The following is a 16194-nucleotide window of genomic DNA, read 5'->3' on the forward strand; positions in this document are numbered from 1 at the left end:
TTACGCCTCGGCCATCGCCTGGCCGCGCACCAGCGCCGCATAGGTGTCCATCAGGTCCAGCGACAGCTTGCCGGGCGTGAACCTGAACTCGCCGATCTCGGACACCGGGGTGACCTCGGCGGCGGTGCCGACGATGAAGCACTCGGTGAAGGTCGCCAGCTCTTCCTTCTGGATGTGGCGCTCGACGACCTCGATCCCCTTGTCCTTGGCGATGGCGATCACCGTGCGGCGGGTGATGCCGTCCAGGAAGCAGTCGGGCTTGGGCGTGTGCAGCACGCCGTCCTTGACGAAGAACACGTTCGCGCCGGTCGCCTCGGCCACATAGCCGCGATAGTCCAGCATCATCGCGTCGGCGTAACCGTCCTTCTCGGCGGCGTGCTTGGAGATGGTGCAGATCATGTAGAGGCCGGCGGCCTTGGCCGCGACCGGAGCGGTCTTGGGGTCCGGACGCTGGTACTTGGCCCAGGTCAGGCGGATGCCCTTGGCCTTGGTCGCCGGATCGAAGTAGCTGGGCCACTCCCAGACGGCGATGGCGACGTGGATCTTGGTCTGCTGCGCCGAAACACCGATCATTTCACTGCCCCGCCAGGCGATCGGGCGGACATAACAATCCTTGAGGTTATTCTTGGCCGCGGTCGCCTTGCAGGCCTCGTCGATCTCGGCCACCGTGTAGGGGATCTTGAAGTCGAGGATCTCCGCCGACTTGAACAGGCGCTCGGTATGCTCGGTCAGCTTGAAAATCTCGCCGCCGTACATCCGCTCGCCTTCGAACACGGACGAGGCGTAGTGAAGTCCGTGGGTCAATACGTGCACCTTCGCCTCGCGCCAGGGAACGAACTGGCCGTCCAGCCAGATCCAACCGTCACGATCGTCGAAGGGAACCAGAGACATCGGCCCAAGACCTCCTTATTGGAAACCCGGCTCTTAGACGCCCCGAGGACGGGGGCGTCAAATAAAATGGACTCCGCGCGATGATAGCCCCGCTGCAGCCTGGTTCGGACGATCCCCGTCTGATCCTCCGCGAGGAAGAGCTGGACGGCGGGCTGGAACTCATCCTGCTCGCAGAGGCCTCGCTGTGGGCCGCCGTCGACGCGGCGCTGGAGGCCGAGACCCTGGGCCTGGGCCGCTCGCATTGGCGCGCGACCTTCCTGCTGCGCCGTCGACCGGGCATCGGCGTGCAGGATCTTTCCAAGCTGACCAGCCTGTCCAAGCAGGCCGCCAGCCGCACCCTGGCCGACCTGCGGAAGGCCGGCCTGGTCGAGCGCGGCGCGGGCGATCTGGACGGCCGTCGGCGTCCGGCGACCCTGACGCCCGAGGGGGTGGCCTTCGAGCACCGCACGGCCGAGCGGCTGCGGGCGCTGCTGGCCCGCGCCTATCGCACCGGGGGCCTTGACGGCGTGGCCGGCGCGCGGCGGATCCTGGCGGCGCTGGCCGGTCCGCGCCAGGGTATCGGCGCCGCCCGACGCCAAACCTGATACAATGACGCCATGAGCCCCGAAGAACGCCGCGAGCGCCACATCCTGGTCGTCGACGACGACGACCGCCTGCGCAAACTGATCAAGGAATTCCTCAGCCGGGCGGGTTTCCGGGTCACCGCCGCCTCGGACGCGGCCGGGGCCGACCGCCTGTTCGGCGCCCTGGACTTCGACCTGATGGTGCTGGACGTGATGATGCCCGGCGAGGATGGCTACGCCTTCACCAAGCGCCTTCGGGGCCGGGGCGGCGAGAGCGGCCGCACGCCGATCCTGATGCTGACCGCCCGCGACCAGACCGCCGACCGCATCGAGGGGCTGTCCAGCGGCGTCGACGACTATCTGGGCAAGCCGTTCGAGCCGCAGGAGCTGCTGCTGCGCATCGAGGCCATCCTGCGCCGGTCATCGGCGCGGCCGGTGGGGCCCAAGGCGCTGCCGCTGGGCCGCTGCACGTTCGAGGCCGATCGCGGCGAACTGACCTGCGACGGCGAGGTCGTGCGCTTGACCGAGGCCGAGGTCACCCTGCTGCGCCGCCTGGCCCGCTCGGCCCACGAGCCGGTCGACCGCCTGGAGCTGGCCCGCGACACCGCCGACGCCACCGGCCGCGCGGTCGACGTCCAGGTCACCCGCCTGCGCCGCAAGATCGAACCGGACCCGAAGAACCCCCGCTATCTCCAGACCGTGCGCGGCGTCGGCTACCGGCTGGCGCCGGACTGATTGATGCGCCTGCGCACCAAGCTCTATATCCCGTTGTTCATCAAGCGCTTGCTGCCGACCAGCCTGTTCGGCCGCAGCTTGCTGATCATCATCCTGCCGGTGGCGCTGATGCAGATCGCCGTGACCTGGGCGTTCTTCGACGCCCACTGGCAGTCGGTGACCAGCAAGCTGTCGGAAGGCCTGGCCGGCGACATCGCCTGGGCCGTGCAGTCCTACGAGGACGACCCCAGCCCCGCCGCCGTCGAGAAGCTGGCCCAGCGGGCCGAGGACTCTCTGTCGCTGTCGATCGCCTTCCAGAAGGGCCGCAAGCTGCCGACCGGCCACCGGCCTTCGCTGTTCGCCGCCCTGGATCGCTCGCTGGACAAGGCGCTCGACGACCGGCTCGACAACCCCTTCTGGTTCGACACCACCCGCTACACCGCCTATATCGACATCCGCGTGCAGGTGAAGGACGGGGTCCTGCAGATCTACGCCCTGCGCGACCGGGCCTACGCCACCCAGGGTCACATCTTCATCCTGTGGATGGTGGTGGCGACGATGCTGCTGACGGCGGTGGCCATCCTGTTCATCCGCAACCAGGTGCGGGCGATCGAGCGCCTGGCCGACGCCGCCGACGCCTTCGGCCGGGGCGAGGACCACGACTTCAAGCCGCATGGCGCGCGCGAGGTCCGCCAGGCGGCCATGGCCTTCATGGCCATGCGGGCGCGTATCGTCCGCCATATCGAGCAGCGCACCGCCCTGCTCGCCAGCGTCAGCCATGATCTGCGCACGCCGCTCACCCGCCTGAAGCTGGAAATGGCCATGTCCGAACCCAGCGAACAGCTGGAGGCCATGAAGGGCGATCTCTCCGAGATGGAGCACATGATCGACGAGTACCTGGCCTTCGCCCGCGGCGAGGGCGGGGAGGCGGTTCAGGAAATAAGCCTGTCGGAGCTGGTCGAGGGGGTGGTCGCCGACGCCGAGCGCGGCGGGGCGATGGTCGAGACCGAGATCACCCGCGACCTGCAGGCGCGGCTACGGCCCCTGGCCTTCCGCCGGGCCTTGGCCAACCTGATCGACAACGGCGTCGCCCATGCCGACCGGGTGAAGGTCACGGCCACAGCCCGCCTGACCGGCGGCGTCGAGGTGGCGGTCGATGACGACGGCCCGGGCATTCCCGAGGATCGCTACGAAGAGGCCTTCAAGCCATTCTCGCGGCTGGACGAGAGCCGGAACCAGAATGAGAAGGGGGTCGGCCTGGGCCTGGCGATCGCGCGCGACATGGCGCGGAGCCTCGGCGGAGACCTGGTGCTGTCGCGATCGATGATGGGCGGGCTGCGAGCCTCGATCCGGCTGCCGGGGTAAGGCGATAGCTCCTCCCCCGCGTTGCGGGGGAGGTGGCCCGGAGGGCCGGAGGGGGCGAGCTGGGTGTAAGCCGCACTAGCCCCCTCAGTCGCTTCGCGACAGCTCCCCCGCATCGCGGGGGAGCATCGACGGGGCTAAAACCCCGCCCCGATCTTCGCCAGCCGATCGGCCATCTGCTTCAGGCGCTTGTCCAGCTCGGCCATGGTCCGGTTCAGCGCGCCTTCGTCGTCGCGCCAGACCTGGACGACCCGGGCCCAGACCGCGGTCATGGCGGCCAGACGCGGGGCGGTGGCCTCGACGCCGGCGGCCTCCAGCACGGCGCGGGCGATGCGGGGAAAGCGGCTCGCCGAAACGAGGACGCCCTCGGCCTTGGCGATGGCGATCAGGGCGGCGCGGTGCGGCTCCATGGCCTCCAGCCGGGCCATGGCGGCGTCGAACAGGCGGTCGTGAACATCGGCGCTCTCGGCGTAGTCCACGCCCAGCGCCGCGCGGTCGAAGCGGGCCGACAGATGGGCCAGCACCGCGTGCTTGCTGTCGGCCAGGCCGTAGAGCTCGGCGAACGGAACCTCGGCCTTCACGGCGATGTCGCGCAGGGCGATCGCCGGCCACGGCTTGTCGGCGACCAGGGCGAGAGCCGCGGCGGCGGCCCGGTCGAGGATGTCGTCGTCAGCGGAGATTGGGGCGTCGGTCATGGGAGTCACATGGCGGCGGAAAGCGACGGGAGCAAGACGCTTAGCCGCCAAGTTCCTTCGAGCGCGCCACGGCGGCGTCCAGCGCCTTGGGCAGCAGGTCGCCGAAGCCGCCCTCGCCCATCAGCACCGCCAGCGCCGCGGCCGTCGTGCCGCCCGGCGAGGTCACCTGCTTGCGAAGCTCGGCCGGCTCTTCGCCGCTCTTCTCCATCAGGGCGGCCGCGCCGATGATCGTGGCGCGAGCCAGCCGGGCGCTGTCGGCTGCGTCCAAACCCTGGGCGGCGCCGGCCGCCTCCAGCGCCTCGACGAAGGCGTAGAGATAGGCCGGGGCCGAGCCCGAGACGGCGGTGGCCGCGTGCAGCAGATCCTCATTCGGCAGGTCGACCACCGTCGCGACCGGCGCGAACAGGGCGTGGGCGGCGGCCCGGGCCGCGTCATTCTCGGCGAAGATCGACGCCGTCCCTCGGCCGATCGCCACGGCGGTGGTCGGCATCACCCGCGCCACGCTCCGGCCGCCGAAGGCCGCGGAGATGTCCGCCGCGCGGACGCCGGCGGCGATCGACACGATGACCGCGTCCGAAGCCAGATGCGGAGCCACGTCCTTGACCGCCTCGCGCCAGATCTGCGGCTTCACGGCCAGCAGAACCGTCTTGGCGGCGGACAGGGCCTCGAGCGGAGGATTGACCAAAGCCCCGACGAACGCGGCGGCGTCGACATGAGGATCACGGACGATCAGGTCGGCGGCGGCGAAGGCGCCAGCCGCGCTCCAGCCTTCGATCAAGGCGCCGCCCATGCGGCCGGCGCCGAGGAGGAGAATGGGGGTCATGCTTCGCGTTCCACCTGATGTGTCATCCCGGACGCGCTTGCGGCGATCCGGGACCCAGGGGCCACGCGCGGTGAGGTCGCCCCTGGGTCTCGGCTTTCCGCGCTTCGCGCTGCGGCCGGGATGACAACCCTAGGGGCTGGGCGCAAGCCTAAATCAAGCCTGACCCACCGTCTCGAACATGCAGGCGGCCATGGCCTCGTCCGGGGTCTTGGCGCCCTGGAGCAGGAATTCGAAGGCCGGGAAGAAGCGGTCGGCGGCTTCCACCGCCGCGTCGATCATCGAGGCGGCCTGGGCCATGGTCGGGCGCTCGCCGGCCGGCAGGGCCAGGGCGTGGCGGAACACGACCTCGCCGTCCTCGGTCCAGACCTCGAAATGGCCCAGCCAGACGCGCTGGTTGATCAGGGCCAGCAGCTCGTAGGCGTTGGCGCGCTTGGACTTGGGCGCGCGCAGATCCAGCGACAGACACAGCTGCAGGCAGTCGGCTTCCGGACGCCAGGCGAACCACAGTTCGTAGTCCTTCCAGTCGCCCTTCAGCGCGAACGCCAGATCGCCGTCTTCGGTGCGATCGAAGGTCAGGTTCTCGGCCGACAGCACGTGCTCGACCACCTCGAGGGGGTCTAGCGCCATCAGGACGTCGTCGTCTTCCGGTTGGGTGTCCATGAAAAACCTACGTCCCCGCCCGCGACGGCGAGGGTTGCCCCCGCCATGAATCGCTCACGCGCCATGGGACACTAATCTGCTTCGTGACGTTCGTCTCAACTCGCTTCACGCCGTGAGCGAGCGCCGAATCGCCTATTCGCCTGAAGTCGCGGTTTTTCCAGAAGCGCTTTTGGCGGGCGCCTTCTTGGCCGCCTTCAGAGCCGCGACCTCTTCGCGCAGCGCCGCGACCTCGGCCTTCAGGGCCTCGAAATCGTCGCGACGGATCAGGTCGAATTCGGCCGCCAGACGATCGGCCTGGGCCCGCATGGCGGTCTTGGCCTCCTCGCCGGCCGTCTGGGCGATGCCCATGGCCGCCTGGGTGAGCTTGGCGAATTCGTCGAGGAAGGGGTTCTGGCTGTGCATCGCGGTTCCGAGTGGCCCAAAGAGTGGGCGACGCTCTTATATGGGAAACGGGGGATGAAAGCGAAGCCCGAAGGCTATAGGAGTGCGACCATGTGTCCCGCACGGAGCCGCGCGTGATTTTCCCGAACATCGACCCCATCGTGCATATCGGTCCCTGGGCCCTGCAATGGGGTCCGCTGGCCCTGCGCTGGTACGCCCTGGCCTATGTGGCAGGGATCCTGCTGGGCTGGCGCTTCGCCGTCCGGATGACCCGGACCGAGCGCCTGTGGGGCGGCCGCGCGCCGACCGCCACGCCGCTGCAGATCGACGACCTGGTGCTGTGGATCACCCTGGGCATCATCCTGGGCGGCCGGCTGGGCTACATCCTGTTCTACATGCTGATGAACGAGGACCAGCGAATCTGGCTGTTCGCGCACCCGCTGGACCTGTTCAAGATCTGGGAGGGCGGCATGTCCTTCCACGGCGGCTTCCTGGGCGTCTGCGCGGCGATCGCCCTGTTCGCCCGCCAGCAGAAGATCGACATGCTGAAGCTGGGCGACCTGATCGCGCCGGTGGCCCCGATCGGCCTGTTCTTCGGCCGCATCGCCAACTTCATCAACGGCGAGCTGTGGGGCCGGCCCACCGACGGGCCGTTCGGCATCATCTTCTGCAACGAGACCATCAAGGCCGCCCATCCGCGGCACATCTGCCCCGCCGGCTCGTACCCGCGCCATCCCAGCCAGCTCTATGAGGCGGGGCTGGAGGGCGTGCTGCTGTTCCTGATCCTCGTCTTCGCCGTCTATCGCCTGAAGTGGCTGCAGCGGCGCGGCGCGATCGTGGCGACCTTCCTGATCGCCTACGGCCTGTTCCGCCTGTCACTGGAGAACGTGCGCAATCCGGACGTCGGCATGCCCGACTTCCCGTTCGGCCTGACCATGGGGATGATGCTGTCGACCCCGATGATCCTGGTCGGCGGCTGGCTGATGTGGAAGGCGCTGCGCGAGCCTGTTCAAGTCGCTCCAGGCGAAGGCGGGCATGAGCCTGCTTGATCGTCTGAAGGCGCAGATCGCCCAGGACGGGCCGATCGGCGTTCCCGAGTTCTTCACCCGCTGCCTGCACGACCCGCGCGACGGCTATTACGCCATCCGGCCAGATCTGGGGGCCGGCGGCGACTTCATCACCGCGCCGCTGGTCAGCCAGATGTTCGGCGAGCTGATCGGCGTATGGGCGCTGGAGACCTGGACCCGCATGGGCCGGCCCGCGCCGTTCCGCCTGGTCGAGATGGGCCCGGGCGACGGCGCGCTGATGAGCGACCTGCTGCGGGCGGGCCGGCTGGATCCGGACTTCCTGGCCGCCGCCGAGGTCTGGCTGGTCGAGGTGTCGGGCCCGCTGCGCGCGCGACAGGCCGCCAGGCTGGGCGAGCGTCCGCGCTGGGTCGGTCGCCTGGACGAGGTCCCCGGCGGCGCGCCGATGATCCTGGTGGCCAACGAACTTCTGGACTGCCTGCCGGCCCGCCAGTTCGTCCGGACCAAGGAGGGCTGGGCCGAGCGGGTGATCGGGTTGGGCGAGGACGGGGCGTTGGCGTTCGGGCTGAGAGGCCTCGGCAAATCGCCCGACGCCGCGCCGCCACATCTGCCGGAAGCCGGCGAAGGCGGCATCTGGGAATCCTCCCCCGCCCAGGCGGCGCTGGCCTCGGACATCGCCCACCGCCTGCTCGTCGACGGCGGCGCGGCGCTGCTGATCGACTATGGCCGCGACGCGCCGGAGGCCGGCGACACCCTGCAGGCCATCCGCAACCACCAGAAGGTCGACCCGCTGACCACCGCGGGCCTGGCCGACCTCACCGTCTGGGCCGACTTCCCCTCGGTCGTCGCCGCCGCGCGGGAGGCCGGCGCCAAGGCCGGGCCGATCCTGACCCAGGCGCAGTTCCTGCTGGCTCTGGGCATCGAGGCCCGGGCCCAGACCTTGGCCAGCGCCCGCCCCGATCGCGCCGAGCAGATCGCAAGACAGCTTGATCGTCTGGTCGGCAAGGCGCAGATGGGCGCTCTGTTCAAGGTCGCGTGCCTGACCGCGCCCGACCTTTCGCCCCCCCTCTTCGAGGACGCGACATGACCAAGAAGCCTGACCTGCCCACCGTCCAGTCGCCGCTCCTGGCCAGTCTGCCCGGCATCAAGCACGCTTTCTTCACGCGCCAGGGCGGGGTCTCGAAGGGAATCTACGACAGCCTGAACGTCGGGCGCGGCAGCAAGGACGAGCCGGCCGACGTCGAGGAGAACCGCGCCCGCATCGCGCGCTGGTTCGGCGGCGCCCCCGAGGATCTGAACGTCTGCTACCAGATCCACTCGACCATCGCGATCACGGCCGACGGCTCCTGGGGCGATGCGCGGCCGGAAGGCGACGCGGTGGTCTCAAAGACCCCGGGCGTCATCTGCGGCGCCATGGCGGCCGACTGCGCGCCGGTGCTGCTGGCCGATCCCGAGGCCCGCATCGTGGCCGCCGCCCACGCCGGCTGGCGTGGAGCGCTGGACGGCGTCGTCCAGGCCGCCGTCGACCGCATGGTGGAGCTGGGCGCCCGGCCCGAACGCATCACCGGCGTCGTCGGCCCCTGCATCGGCCCCAAGTCCTACGAGGTGGGGCTGGAGTTCCTGCACCGGTTCGAGGCCGATTGCCCCGGCTCGGGCCGATTCTTCAAGCCAGGCGCGGCGGACGACAAGCGCTTCTTCGACCTGCCGGCGTTCGTGCTGGACCGGCTGGAGACCGCCGGCGTCGAGCGCCGCGAGTGGGTCGGCCGCGACACCCGGGCCGAGGAGGAATGGTTCTTTTCCAACCGTCGCGCCTTCCTGAATGGCGAGGGCGACTATGGCCGCCTGCTGTCGGCGATCAGCCTGGAAGCGTGAGGCTTCCGCAACACGCGGGCGATGCTCCGAGTACGGAAGCGAAAAAGTTCCGCCGTTAACACTTGTGCCTGGGGCGATCGCTGCTAGAAGGCCCCGCATCGGCCGCCCCCCACCCCCGAGATATCCCCATGAAGCTGCTGTCCGGCAACTCCAACCGCCCGCTGTCCCAGGCGATCGCGGAATATCTCGACATGCCGCTGACCCGCGCCCAGGTGCGCCGGTTCGCCGACCTCGAGGTGTTCGTCACCATCGACGAGAACGTGCGGGGCGAGGACGTCTTCGTCATCCAGTCGACCAGCTATCCGGCCAACGACAACCTGATGGAGCTGCTGATCTGCATCGACGCCCTGAAGCGCGCGTCGGGCAAGCGGATCACCGCGGTGCTGCCCTATTTCGGCTATGCCCGCCAGGACCGTAAGACCGGCGGCCGCACGCCGATTTCGGCCAAGCTGGTCGCCAACCTGATCACCCGCTCGGGCGCCGACCGCGTCCTGACGATGGATCTGCACGCCGGCCAGATCCAGGGCTTCTTCGACATTCCGACCGACAACCTGCTGCCCTCGCGCCTGATGGCCGAGGACATCCGCCGGCACTACGCCATGGGCGACGACCTGATGGTCGTGTCGCCCGACGTCGGCGGCGTGGTCCGCGCCCGCGCCCTGGCCAAGCGCCTGGACGACGCCGACCTGGCCATCGTCGACAAGCGCCGCTCGGGCCCGGGTCAGTCGGAAGTCATGAACATCATCGGCGACGTCAAGGATCGCCGCTGCATCCTGTTCGACGACATCGCCGACTCGGCCGGCACCCTGTGCAACGCCGCCCAGGCCCTGATGAGCCACGGCGCCAAGTCGGTCAGCGCCTACATCACCCACGGCGTGCTGTCGGGCGCGGCCGTCGACCGCGTCGCCAATTCGGTGCTGACCGAACTGGTGGTCACCGACTCGATCGAGGCCTCCGACCCGGCCAAGGCCTGTCCCAAGATCCGCTACGTCTCGTGCGCGCCGCTGATCGGCGAAGCCATCCGCCGCATCGCCAACGAAGAATCGGTGTCGAAGCTGTTCGACTGAGCCTATCGGGCGAGGCGCGAGCGCGAACTCGCCTCGCGCACGGCCACGCTTGTAAAAGTCTGGTTAACGGGGCGAAGTCACAATCTCGCCGACCCGGGCTGCTATGCGCGCCCCAAGACTTGATGGGGATGTTCAGAAAATGCGTTCTTTTTCGCGTACGCGCGTCGTTCTAACGACGACCGTCGTGGCGCTGGCCGCCCTGGTGGCGGCCTGTAGCTCGCCGCCGCCGCCGCCCCCGCCGCTCGTGCAGGCGCCGCCGCCGCCGCCGCCGATCACCCTGTCGGCCAGCATCGTCGAGCGGGCCAGCGCCTTCCGCGGCTACATGGCCCGCGCCGGCGCGGTGTCCCCCACCTTCCAGAACGGCGAGCAGATCCAGGCCTCGCTGAAGATCGGCGCGGCCTATGAGGCCAAATCGTTCATGAACGGCGCGGTGGCCTACGCCGCCGTCCTGGCCCTGCAGGATCCCACCTTCGTCGCCTCGGTGCGCGAGGTGGCGGCCAACCCGACCCAGCGCCAGGAGATGATCACGAACATCTTCTCCAACCCCTCCTACGCGGCCGTGTTCAAGGGCAGCGACAGCGCCGCCGGCTTGATCATCGACACGATCGGCCGTGACGGCCTGAAGGTCTACATGGCCGGCAAGGCCGTGAAACAGGCCGCCTACGACGTGCAGAAGTCGACCTGGTCGAAGGGCTCGGTCGTCGATCGCGACGGTCGCCTGGCGTCCGCCAAGTCGCTGTCGGCGACCCCCGCCCTGGCCGAAAGCGCCGACGTGGCCGTACTGCAGCAGGCCTCGACCGGCGGTCAGTCGCTGGGCCTGACCCCGCGCGCGGCCCCCGCCCCCTACCAGCCCGTGGTGATCCGCGGCCTGGCGGTCGCGGCCCTGGCCGCTCTAGGCGCGGCCGGCGACAACAACCTGGCCTCGATCGACGCCCTCAGCGCCGACTGGGCCACGGGCAACTGCCTGAACATGGCCAAGCTGAACCTCTACCAGTGCCTGGCCGTGTCCAAGCCGCACTACGAGGACATCTTCTGCCTGGGCCAGCACATCCTGATCGACACCGGCGCCTGCGTGGTCAAGGCCTCGGGCGCGACCCTGCCGCCGGAACCGCCTCCGCCGCCGAAGGCCGAGCCGGTCAAGAAGGCCGTGGCCAAGAAGGCGCCGGCCAAGAAGGCGGCCACCAAGAAGAGCTGATCCTTCCCCTCGATCCAGCCGAAAGGGCCGGGCGTTGCGTCGCCCGGCCCTTTTGTGTATGTAGCGCGACCCCAAAACGACGCTGGCGAGCGTGGCAATACAGCCATAGGCGCCGGGTCACAGAAGAGAGCATCCGGCTCTCTAGAAAGACGCCACCATGGCCGAGATCATTCTGAACGTTGAAGTCCGTGAAGGCGCCGGCACCGGCGCGGCCCGCGCCGTCCGTCGCGAAGGCAAGATCCCGGGCACCCTGTACGGCGGCGGCAAGGCCCCGGTGAACATCGCCGTGCGCGCCAACGAATTCCGCAAGTCGCTGTACACCGGCAAGCTGCTGGGCCACCTGGTCACGCTGCAGCACGGCGAAGAAAAACAATCGGTCATCGCCAAGGCCGTGCAATTCCACCCGGTCACCGACGAGCCGGTCCACTTCGACCTGTACCGCGTCGACGAGCACCAGCTGATCAAGATCGAAGTGCCGGTTCACTTCAAGAACCAGGACATCTCGGTCGGCATGAAGAAGGGCGGCTCGCTGGAAGTGATCCGTCACACCGTCGAACTGGCCTGCCCGGCCGACAAGATCCCGGAAGAACTGGTCATCGACCTGGCCAACCACGACATCGGCGACACCATCCGCATCTCGGAAGTGAAGCTGCCGGAAGGCGTGAAGCCGGCCATGGACCGCGATTTCGTCATCGCGACCCTGAAGGCCTCGTCGGCCGCCCAGTCGGACGCCGGCGACACCACGGCCGAGGCCTAATCGCCTCTCGGTCATCCGACCGAATTGTTTTACGGAACGGGCGGGCCTTCGGGTCCGCCTGTTTTCGTTTGAAGTCTTGAGATCCAAGCGATGCTGATCCTCGCCGGCCTGGGTAATCCCGAGCCCAAGTACGAGAAGAACCGCCACAACGTCGGCTTCATGGCCGTCGACGCCTTGGCGCGGAAGTGGGGGACGGCCCCGTGGCGCGCGCGCTTCCAGGGTCTGGCCTGCGAAGGCCAGGTCGTCACGCCCGGCGGCCCGGTCAAGCTGCTGCTGCTCAAGCCCAAGACCTATTACAACGAGAGCGGCCGCGCCGTGGGCGAGGCCATGAAGTTCTTCAAGCTGTCGCCCGCCGACGTCATCGTCTTCCACGACGAGATCGACATGGCCCCGGGGCGCTTCCGGATGAAGGCCGGCGGCGGGGCGGCGGGCAACAACGGCATCCGCTCGGTGACCAGCCAGGTCGGCGACGCCTTCCGCCGCGGCCGCATCGGCGTGGGCCATCCAGGCCACAAGGACGCGGTCATGCACTATGTGCTGGGCGACTTCCACAAGGTCGAGCACCGGTGGCTGGACCCGATGCTGGACGCCATCGCCGAGGCCCTTCCCTTCGCCGCCGCGGGCGACGACGAGCGCTATCAGGCCGAGGTCATGCGCCTGGCGCCCGCGCCCAAGGCCGACCCGCGCAAACCCGCCAAGGACGACTGACGATGTTCTCGCTTCCGCTGCCCCTGATCGGCCTGTCGTTCCTGATCGCCATCGCCCTGTGCGTCCACGCGGTCCGCACCGGCCAGCAGATGTACTGGCTGTGGATCATCCTGGCCTTCCAGCCGATCGGCGGAATCGTCTATTTCGTCGCCATCATCGCCCCGGCCTGGTTTGGCGGCCGCACCGCCCAGAAGATGGGCCAGGCGGCGCGCAAGGCCATCGATCCGCGGCGCGAGTACCGCGAGGCCGCTCAGGCCGTCGATGACGCCCCCACCGTCGCCAACCGCGTACGCCTGGCCGTCGCCGCCACCGAGTTGGGCAAGCACGCCGAGGCCGAAAAGCTCTATGCCGACAGCCTCACCGGCATGTACGCCGACGATCCGCAACTGCTGCTGGGCCGCGCCAACGCCCTGATCGAGCTGAACCGCCCGGCCGAGGCCCTGCCGCTGCTGGAAAAGCTGGGCGAGACGCCCACGGGCGGCCGCACGGCCCACATCATGCTGGCGCTCGGCCGCGTCTATCACGCCCTGGGCCGCGAGGAGCAGGCCGAGACCGCGCTCTCCTGGGCCGCCGACAACTATCCGGGCTTCGAGGGCATCGCCCGCTACGCCGTCTTCCTCGCCCGGATGGGTCGCAAGGACGAGGCCCGCGCTCAGTTGGCCGAGATCGACAAGCGCCTGTCCAAGACCCACGCCCATTTCCGCAAGGAAGCCAAGACCTGGCGGGACTTCGCGGCCGCGGCGCTGAATTGATACATATCGATTGACAGAAAGTTTTTTAGAATCGACCATGGCGTCACGGAGGACGTCATGGCCACGGTTCTGCATCTGAAACCGCTCTACCGCGCGCCGGCCGCGCCGCCGGAGAGCCTGGCGCAACGCCGCGCGCGTCTGGGCAGCCGGGCCGCCGTCTGGCTGTTCACGGGCCTCGTCGCCCTGTCGGCCGCCATCCTGGTCACGGCGATCGCGGTCATGCTGTTCTACAAGGGCGAGCTGGTCCGTATCGGGCCGGACAATTGCTACATCGGCGAAGGCCCCGCCAATTCGGTGGCGTTCGGATCTCTGCCTCTGGTCCACCGCCTGGTCTATGTCGTGGTCGGCGTCGCGCGCGCCACCCCCATCCTGATGATCTTCTGGAGCCTGCGCGCCCTGTTCGGCGGCTACGCCCGGGGCGAGGTGTTCTCGCGCGACGCGGCCCGTCGGTTCGGCCGAACCGGCGGCTGGCTGTGCGCCTACGCCGTCTCGCCGTTCCTCTGCCACGTCGCGCTGTCGGCCACCGGCTACGAGATCGACAGGAACTGGGCGCACATGGCCAGCCTGCAGGCCTTCGTTCTGGGTCTGCTGGTCTTCGTGATCGGCCAGGTCATGCAGGTCGGGCGCGAGATCGAGGAAGACCGCGAGGCCTTCGTCTGATGCCGATCGTCCTGCGCCTCGACGTGATGCTGGCCCGCCGAAAGGTGCGCTCCAACGCCCTGGCCCGCGCCATCGGGATCACCGACGCCAACCTCAGCCTGCTCAAGTCAGGCAAGGTGAAGGGCGTCAAGTTCGAGACCCTGGAAGCGATCTGCGACTTCCTGGACTGCCAGCCCGGCGACATCCTCGAATACCAACCCGAGCAACCGCCCGACGTCGTGGGCGAGAGCGTCAAACGCGCCGGCTGACGGCGTCATTTCGGAGACCAGCCATGAGATTTTCAACGCCCGCCCGGGCGATCGCCGCCGGCTGCCTGCTGTTCGGCGTCCAGGCTCGCGCCGAGACCGGGTTCGTCCAGGTTCCGGATGGCAGGCTGGCCTACGAGACCTGCGGCGCGGGAACCAGGACCATCGTGCTATTGCACGACGGCGTCCTGCATTCGGCCGCCTATGACGACGTCTGGCCCATGCTCTGCCAGCGCTTCAAGGTGATCCGCTATGACCGGCGAGGCTACGGCGCCTCGCCGCCGGCCGCCCATCCCTACCGCCCCGTCGACGATCTGGCGGTGCTGTTGAAGGCGCTGGACACCCCGCACGCGACCCTGGTCGGCTCGTCTTCGGGCTCGGGACTGGCGGTCGACTACGCCCTGGCCCATCCCGAGCAGGTGGATCGACTCGTGCTGGCGGGCCCCTGGATCAGTGGCTTCGACGCCTCGTTCGGCTTCATTTTCCGCGCCTTGAAGCTGCTCGTCCTCTTCAAGATGGGCCTGACCGACAGCGTGGCGCGCGACCCGTACATCCTGACGAAGAACGCCGCGCCCCAGCGCGAACGGGTCAAGGCCCTGCTGAAGGCCCACCCCGGCAACCTGACCGCCGGAACCCGGGAACAGCCGCCCGCCGCCCCGGCCAAGCCGCGCCTTGGAGACATCCGCGTTCCGACCCTGATCCTCGTCGGCCAGGTCGACATCAAGGACGTTCAGGAACAGGGCAAGGTCCTGGAGCGCGCCATCCCCGGCGCGCGCCGCGACGTCGTGCCGGCCGCGGGGCACTTCATGTACCTGGAGCGGCCGCGAGACTTCGCCGAGCGGGTGACGGCGTTCATGGAGACTCCCGCCAAACCTGTTCCCTGACGGGAGGATCCCCCTCAGAACCGCCCGCGCTGGAAATCCTCGAACGCCTGCACGATTTCCTCGCGGGAGTTCATCACGAACGGGCCGTGCCAGAAGACAGGCTCGTCGATCGGACGGCCGGCCAGCAGCAGCACCCGCGCGTCGGTGACGGCTTCGACCCGCACCGTGTCGCCACGCCCCAGGAAGACGCCCGACAGCGCGTCGATCGTGTCGTGGGCGACGCGAACCTGGCCTTCGTAGACCGCCAGCATGGCGTTGCGGTCGTCGCCGACCGGCTCCTCGAACACGGTCCCGGCCGGCAGCACGACGTCGAAATAGAGGGCGTCGACCGCGCCCCCGCCGATCGGGCCCGTGGTCCCGCCGTCGGTCACGCCGGAGATCACCTTGACCGAGACGCCGCCGTCGCGGGCCTCGACCGGGATCGCATCGCTCTCGAACTCCTGGTAGCCGGGCGCGCTCATCTTCAGCCTGGCCGGCAGGTTCACCCACAGCTGGAAGCCGCGCATCCGGCCCTCGGCCTGCTCGGGCATCTCGGAATGGACGATGCCCTTGCCGGCCCGCATCCACTGGATGCCGCCCGGCCCGATGACGCCTTCGCGGCCCGTGTTGTCGCGGTGCCGCATCCGGCCCTCCAGCATGTAGGTCACGGTCTCGAAGCCGCGATGCGGATGGTCGGGAAAGCCGCCCATGTAGTCGGACGCCTGGTCGTTGTCGAAGCAGTCCAGCATCAGGAACGGATCGAACATCTGGGCCTCGGGCGTGCCCAGCATCCGGGTCAGCCGCACGCCGTCGCCATCCGAGGCGGGCATGCCTTTCACGATCTTCAGGACGGGACGAACGCTCATGGGAAGCTCCTTTTCGCCTTTGATATCTGATCTGGTTGCAGTTCTTGCAAGAGGGCCCCAGGCCCCCGGCCAGTTCGCCTTTCCCGACCATCCGT

20 protein-coding genes and 1 pseudogene are annotated in these 16194 nt (G+C 68.9%); 14 read left to right on the forward strand and 7 right to left on the reverse strand.

Annotated features, from left to right (window positions below):
• A complete protein-coding gene (locus EIK80_RS09075) occupies nt 1-891 on the reverse strand; it encodes a branched-chain amino acid aminotransferase (RefSeq protein ID WP_125156676.1) in 891 nt (296 codons plus the stop codon).
• A gap of 80 nt (nt 892-971) precedes the next feature.
• On the opposite strand from EIK80_RS09075, the gene EIK80_RS09080 reads away from it, so the two are divergent.
• Genes EIK80_RS09080 through EIK80_RS09090 form a run of 3 tightly spaced genes read left to right on the forward strand, consistent with a single transcriptional unit; the run spans nt 972 to nt 3533 of the window.
• Nucleotides 972-1475, forward strand: a complete 504-nt coding sequence (locus EIK80_RS09080) for a MarR family winged helix-turn-helix transcriptional regulator (RefSeq protein ID WP_125156677.1) — start codon at nt 972-974, stop codon at nt 1473-1475.
• A gap of 12 nt (nt 1476-1487) precedes the next feature.
• Nucleotides 1488-2189, forward strand: a complete 702-nt coding sequence (locus EIK80_RS09085; RefSeq protein WP_125156678.1) for a response regulator — start codon at nt 1488-1490, stop codon at nt 2187-2189.
• A 3-nt stretch (nt 2190-2192) separates the two neighbouring features.
• Nucleotides 2193-3533, forward strand: coding sequence for a HAMP domain-containing sensor histidine kinase (locus EIK80_RS09090; protein ID WP_125156679.1), 1341 nt, complete (start codon nt 2193-2195; stop codon nt 3531-3533).
• 134 nt (nt 3534-3667) lie between these two features.
• Here the strand turns inward: EIK80_RS09090 and EIK80_RS09100 are convergent, their stop codons facing one another.
• The 5 genes and pseudogenes from EIK80_RS09100 to EIK80_RS09115 form a co-directional block, all read right to left on the reverse strand.
• Nucleotides 3668-4225, reverse strand: a complete 558-nt coding sequence (locus EIK80_RS09100) for a TetR family transcriptional regulator (protein ID WP_125156680.1) — start codon at nt 4223-4225, stop codon at nt 3668-3670.
• A gap of 40 nt (nt 4226-4265) precedes the next feature.
• Nucleotides 4266-5048 (reverse strand): pyrroline-5-carboxylate reductase, encoded by a 783-nt coding sequence (gene proC / locus EIK80_RS09105; protein ID WP_125156681.1) that lies wholly within the window; start codon nt 5046-5048, stop codon nt 4266-4268.
• A gap of 18 nt (nt 5049-5066) precedes the next feature.
• Nucleotides 5067-5174: pseudogene (locus EIK80_RS27000) on the reverse strand (hypothetical protein); the annotation flags it as partial.
• A gap of 27 nt (nt 5175-5201) precedes the next feature.
• Nucleotides 5202-5708, reverse strand: a complete 507-nt coding sequence (locus EIK80_RS09110) for a YbjN domain-containing protein (RefSeq protein WP_125156682.1) — start codon at nt 5706-5708, stop codon at nt 5202-5204.
• A 132-nt stretch (nt 5709-5840) separates the two neighbouring features.
• Nucleotides 5841-6110, reverse strand: a complete 270-nt coding sequence (locus EIK80_RS09115) for an accessory factor UbiK family protein (protein WP_125156683.1) — start codon at nt 6108-6110, stop codon at nt 5841-5843.
• A gap of 113 nt (nt 6111-6223) precedes the next feature.
• Between EIK80_RS09115 and lgt the strand changes: the two genes are divergently transcribed.
• The 11 genes from lgt (at nt 6224) to EIK80_RS09170 (ending at nt 15254) form a co-directional block, all read left to right on the forward strand.
• Nucleotides 6224-7138 carry a prolipoprotein diacylglyceryl transferase gene (lgt, locus tag EIK80_RS09120; RefSeq protein ID WP_125156684.1) on the forward strand — a complete coding sequence of 305 codons (915 nt, stop codon included), beginning with the start codon at nt 6224-6226 and terminating at the stop codon, nt 7136-7138.
• Nucleotides 7125-8201 (forward strand): class I SAM-dependent methyltransferase, encoded by a 1077-nt coding sequence (locus EIK80_RS09125; RefSeq protein WP_125156685.1) that lies wholly within the window; start codon nt 7125-7127, stop codon nt 8199-8201. The genes lgt and EIK80_RS09125 overlap by 14 nt, the downstream gene beginning before the upstream one ends.
• Nucleotides 8198-8986: a peptidoglycan editing factor PgeF gene (gene pgeF, locus EIK80_RS09130; RefSeq protein WP_125156686.1), complete on the forward strand. Its 789-nt coding sequence runs from the start codon at nt 8198-8200 to the stop codon at nt 8984-8986. Before EIK80_RS09125 ends, pgeF begins: the two co-directional genes overlap by 4 nt.
• A 128-nt stretch (nt 8987-9114) precedes the next feature.
• Nucleotides 9115-10053 (forward strand): ribose-phosphate pyrophosphokinase, encoded by a 939-nt coding sequence (locus EIK80_RS09135; RefSeq protein WP_125156687.1) that lies wholly within the window; start codon nt 9115-9117, stop codon nt 10051-10053.
• A gap of 139 nt (nt 10054-10192) precedes the next feature.
• Nucleotides 10193-11248: a hypothetical protein gene (locus EIK80_RS09140; RefSeq protein ID WP_125156688.1), complete on the forward strand. Its 1056-nt coding sequence runs from the start codon at nt 10193-10195 to the stop codon at nt 11246-11248.
• A gap of 157 nt (nt 11249-11405) precedes the next feature.
• Nucleotides 11406-12005, forward strand: coding sequence for a 50S ribosomal protein L25/general stress protein Ctc (locus EIK80_RS09145; protein WP_125156689.1), 600 nt, complete (start codon nt 11406-11408; stop codon nt 12003-12005).
• Nucleotides 12006-12095: 90 nt separating this feature from the next.
• A complete protein-coding gene (gene pth / locus EIK80_RS09150; RefSeq protein ID WP_125156690.1) occupies nt 12096-12713 on the forward strand; it encodes an aminoacyl-tRNA hydrolase in 618 nt (205 codons plus the stop codon).
• A gap of 2 nt (nt 12714-12715) precedes the next feature.
• Entirely contained in the window at nt 12716-13465 is a 750-nt protein-coding gene (locus EIK80_RS09155; protein ID WP_125156691.1) for a tetratricopeptide repeat protein, read from the forward strand.
• A gap of 57 nt (nt 13466-13522) precedes the next feature.
• Nucleotides 13523-14125 carry a DUF2975 domain-containing protein gene (locus EIK80_RS09160; RefSeq protein WP_125156692.1) on the forward strand — a complete coding sequence of 201 codons (603 nt, stop codon included), beginning with the start codon at nt 13523-13525 and terminating at the stop codon, nt 14123-14125.
• Complete coding sequence (locus EIK80_RS09165; protein WP_125156693.1) at nt 14125-14373, forward strand: helix-turn-helix transcriptional regulator; 249 nt, start codon at nt 14125-14127, stop codon at nt 14371-14373. Before EIK80_RS09160 ends, EIK80_RS09165 begins: the two co-directional genes overlap by 1 nt.
• A gap of 23 nt (nt 14374-14396) precedes the next feature.
• Nucleotides 14397-15254, forward strand: a complete 858-nt coding sequence (locus tag EIK80_RS09170) for an alpha/beta fold hydrolase (protein WP_125156694.1) — start codon at nt 14397-14399, stop codon at nt 15252-15254.
• Between the two features lie 14 nt (nt 15255-15268).
• Here EIK80_RS09170 and EIK80_RS09175 read toward each other — a convergent pair whose 3' ends face one another.
• The gene (locus EIK80_RS09175) at nt 15269-16099 is read right to left on the reverse strand and encodes a pirin family protein (protein WP_125156695.1); all 831 of its coding nucleotides are present in this window, start codon (nt 16097-16099) and stop codon (nt 15269-15271) included.
• Between the last annotated feature and the right edge of the window lie 95 nt (nt 16100-16194).

Origin of the sequence: Caulobacter sp. 602-1 (assembly GCF_003931565.1) — a bacterium.
GTDB lineage: Bacteria > Pseudomonadota > Alphaproteobacteria > Caulobacterales > Caulobacteraceae > Caulobacter.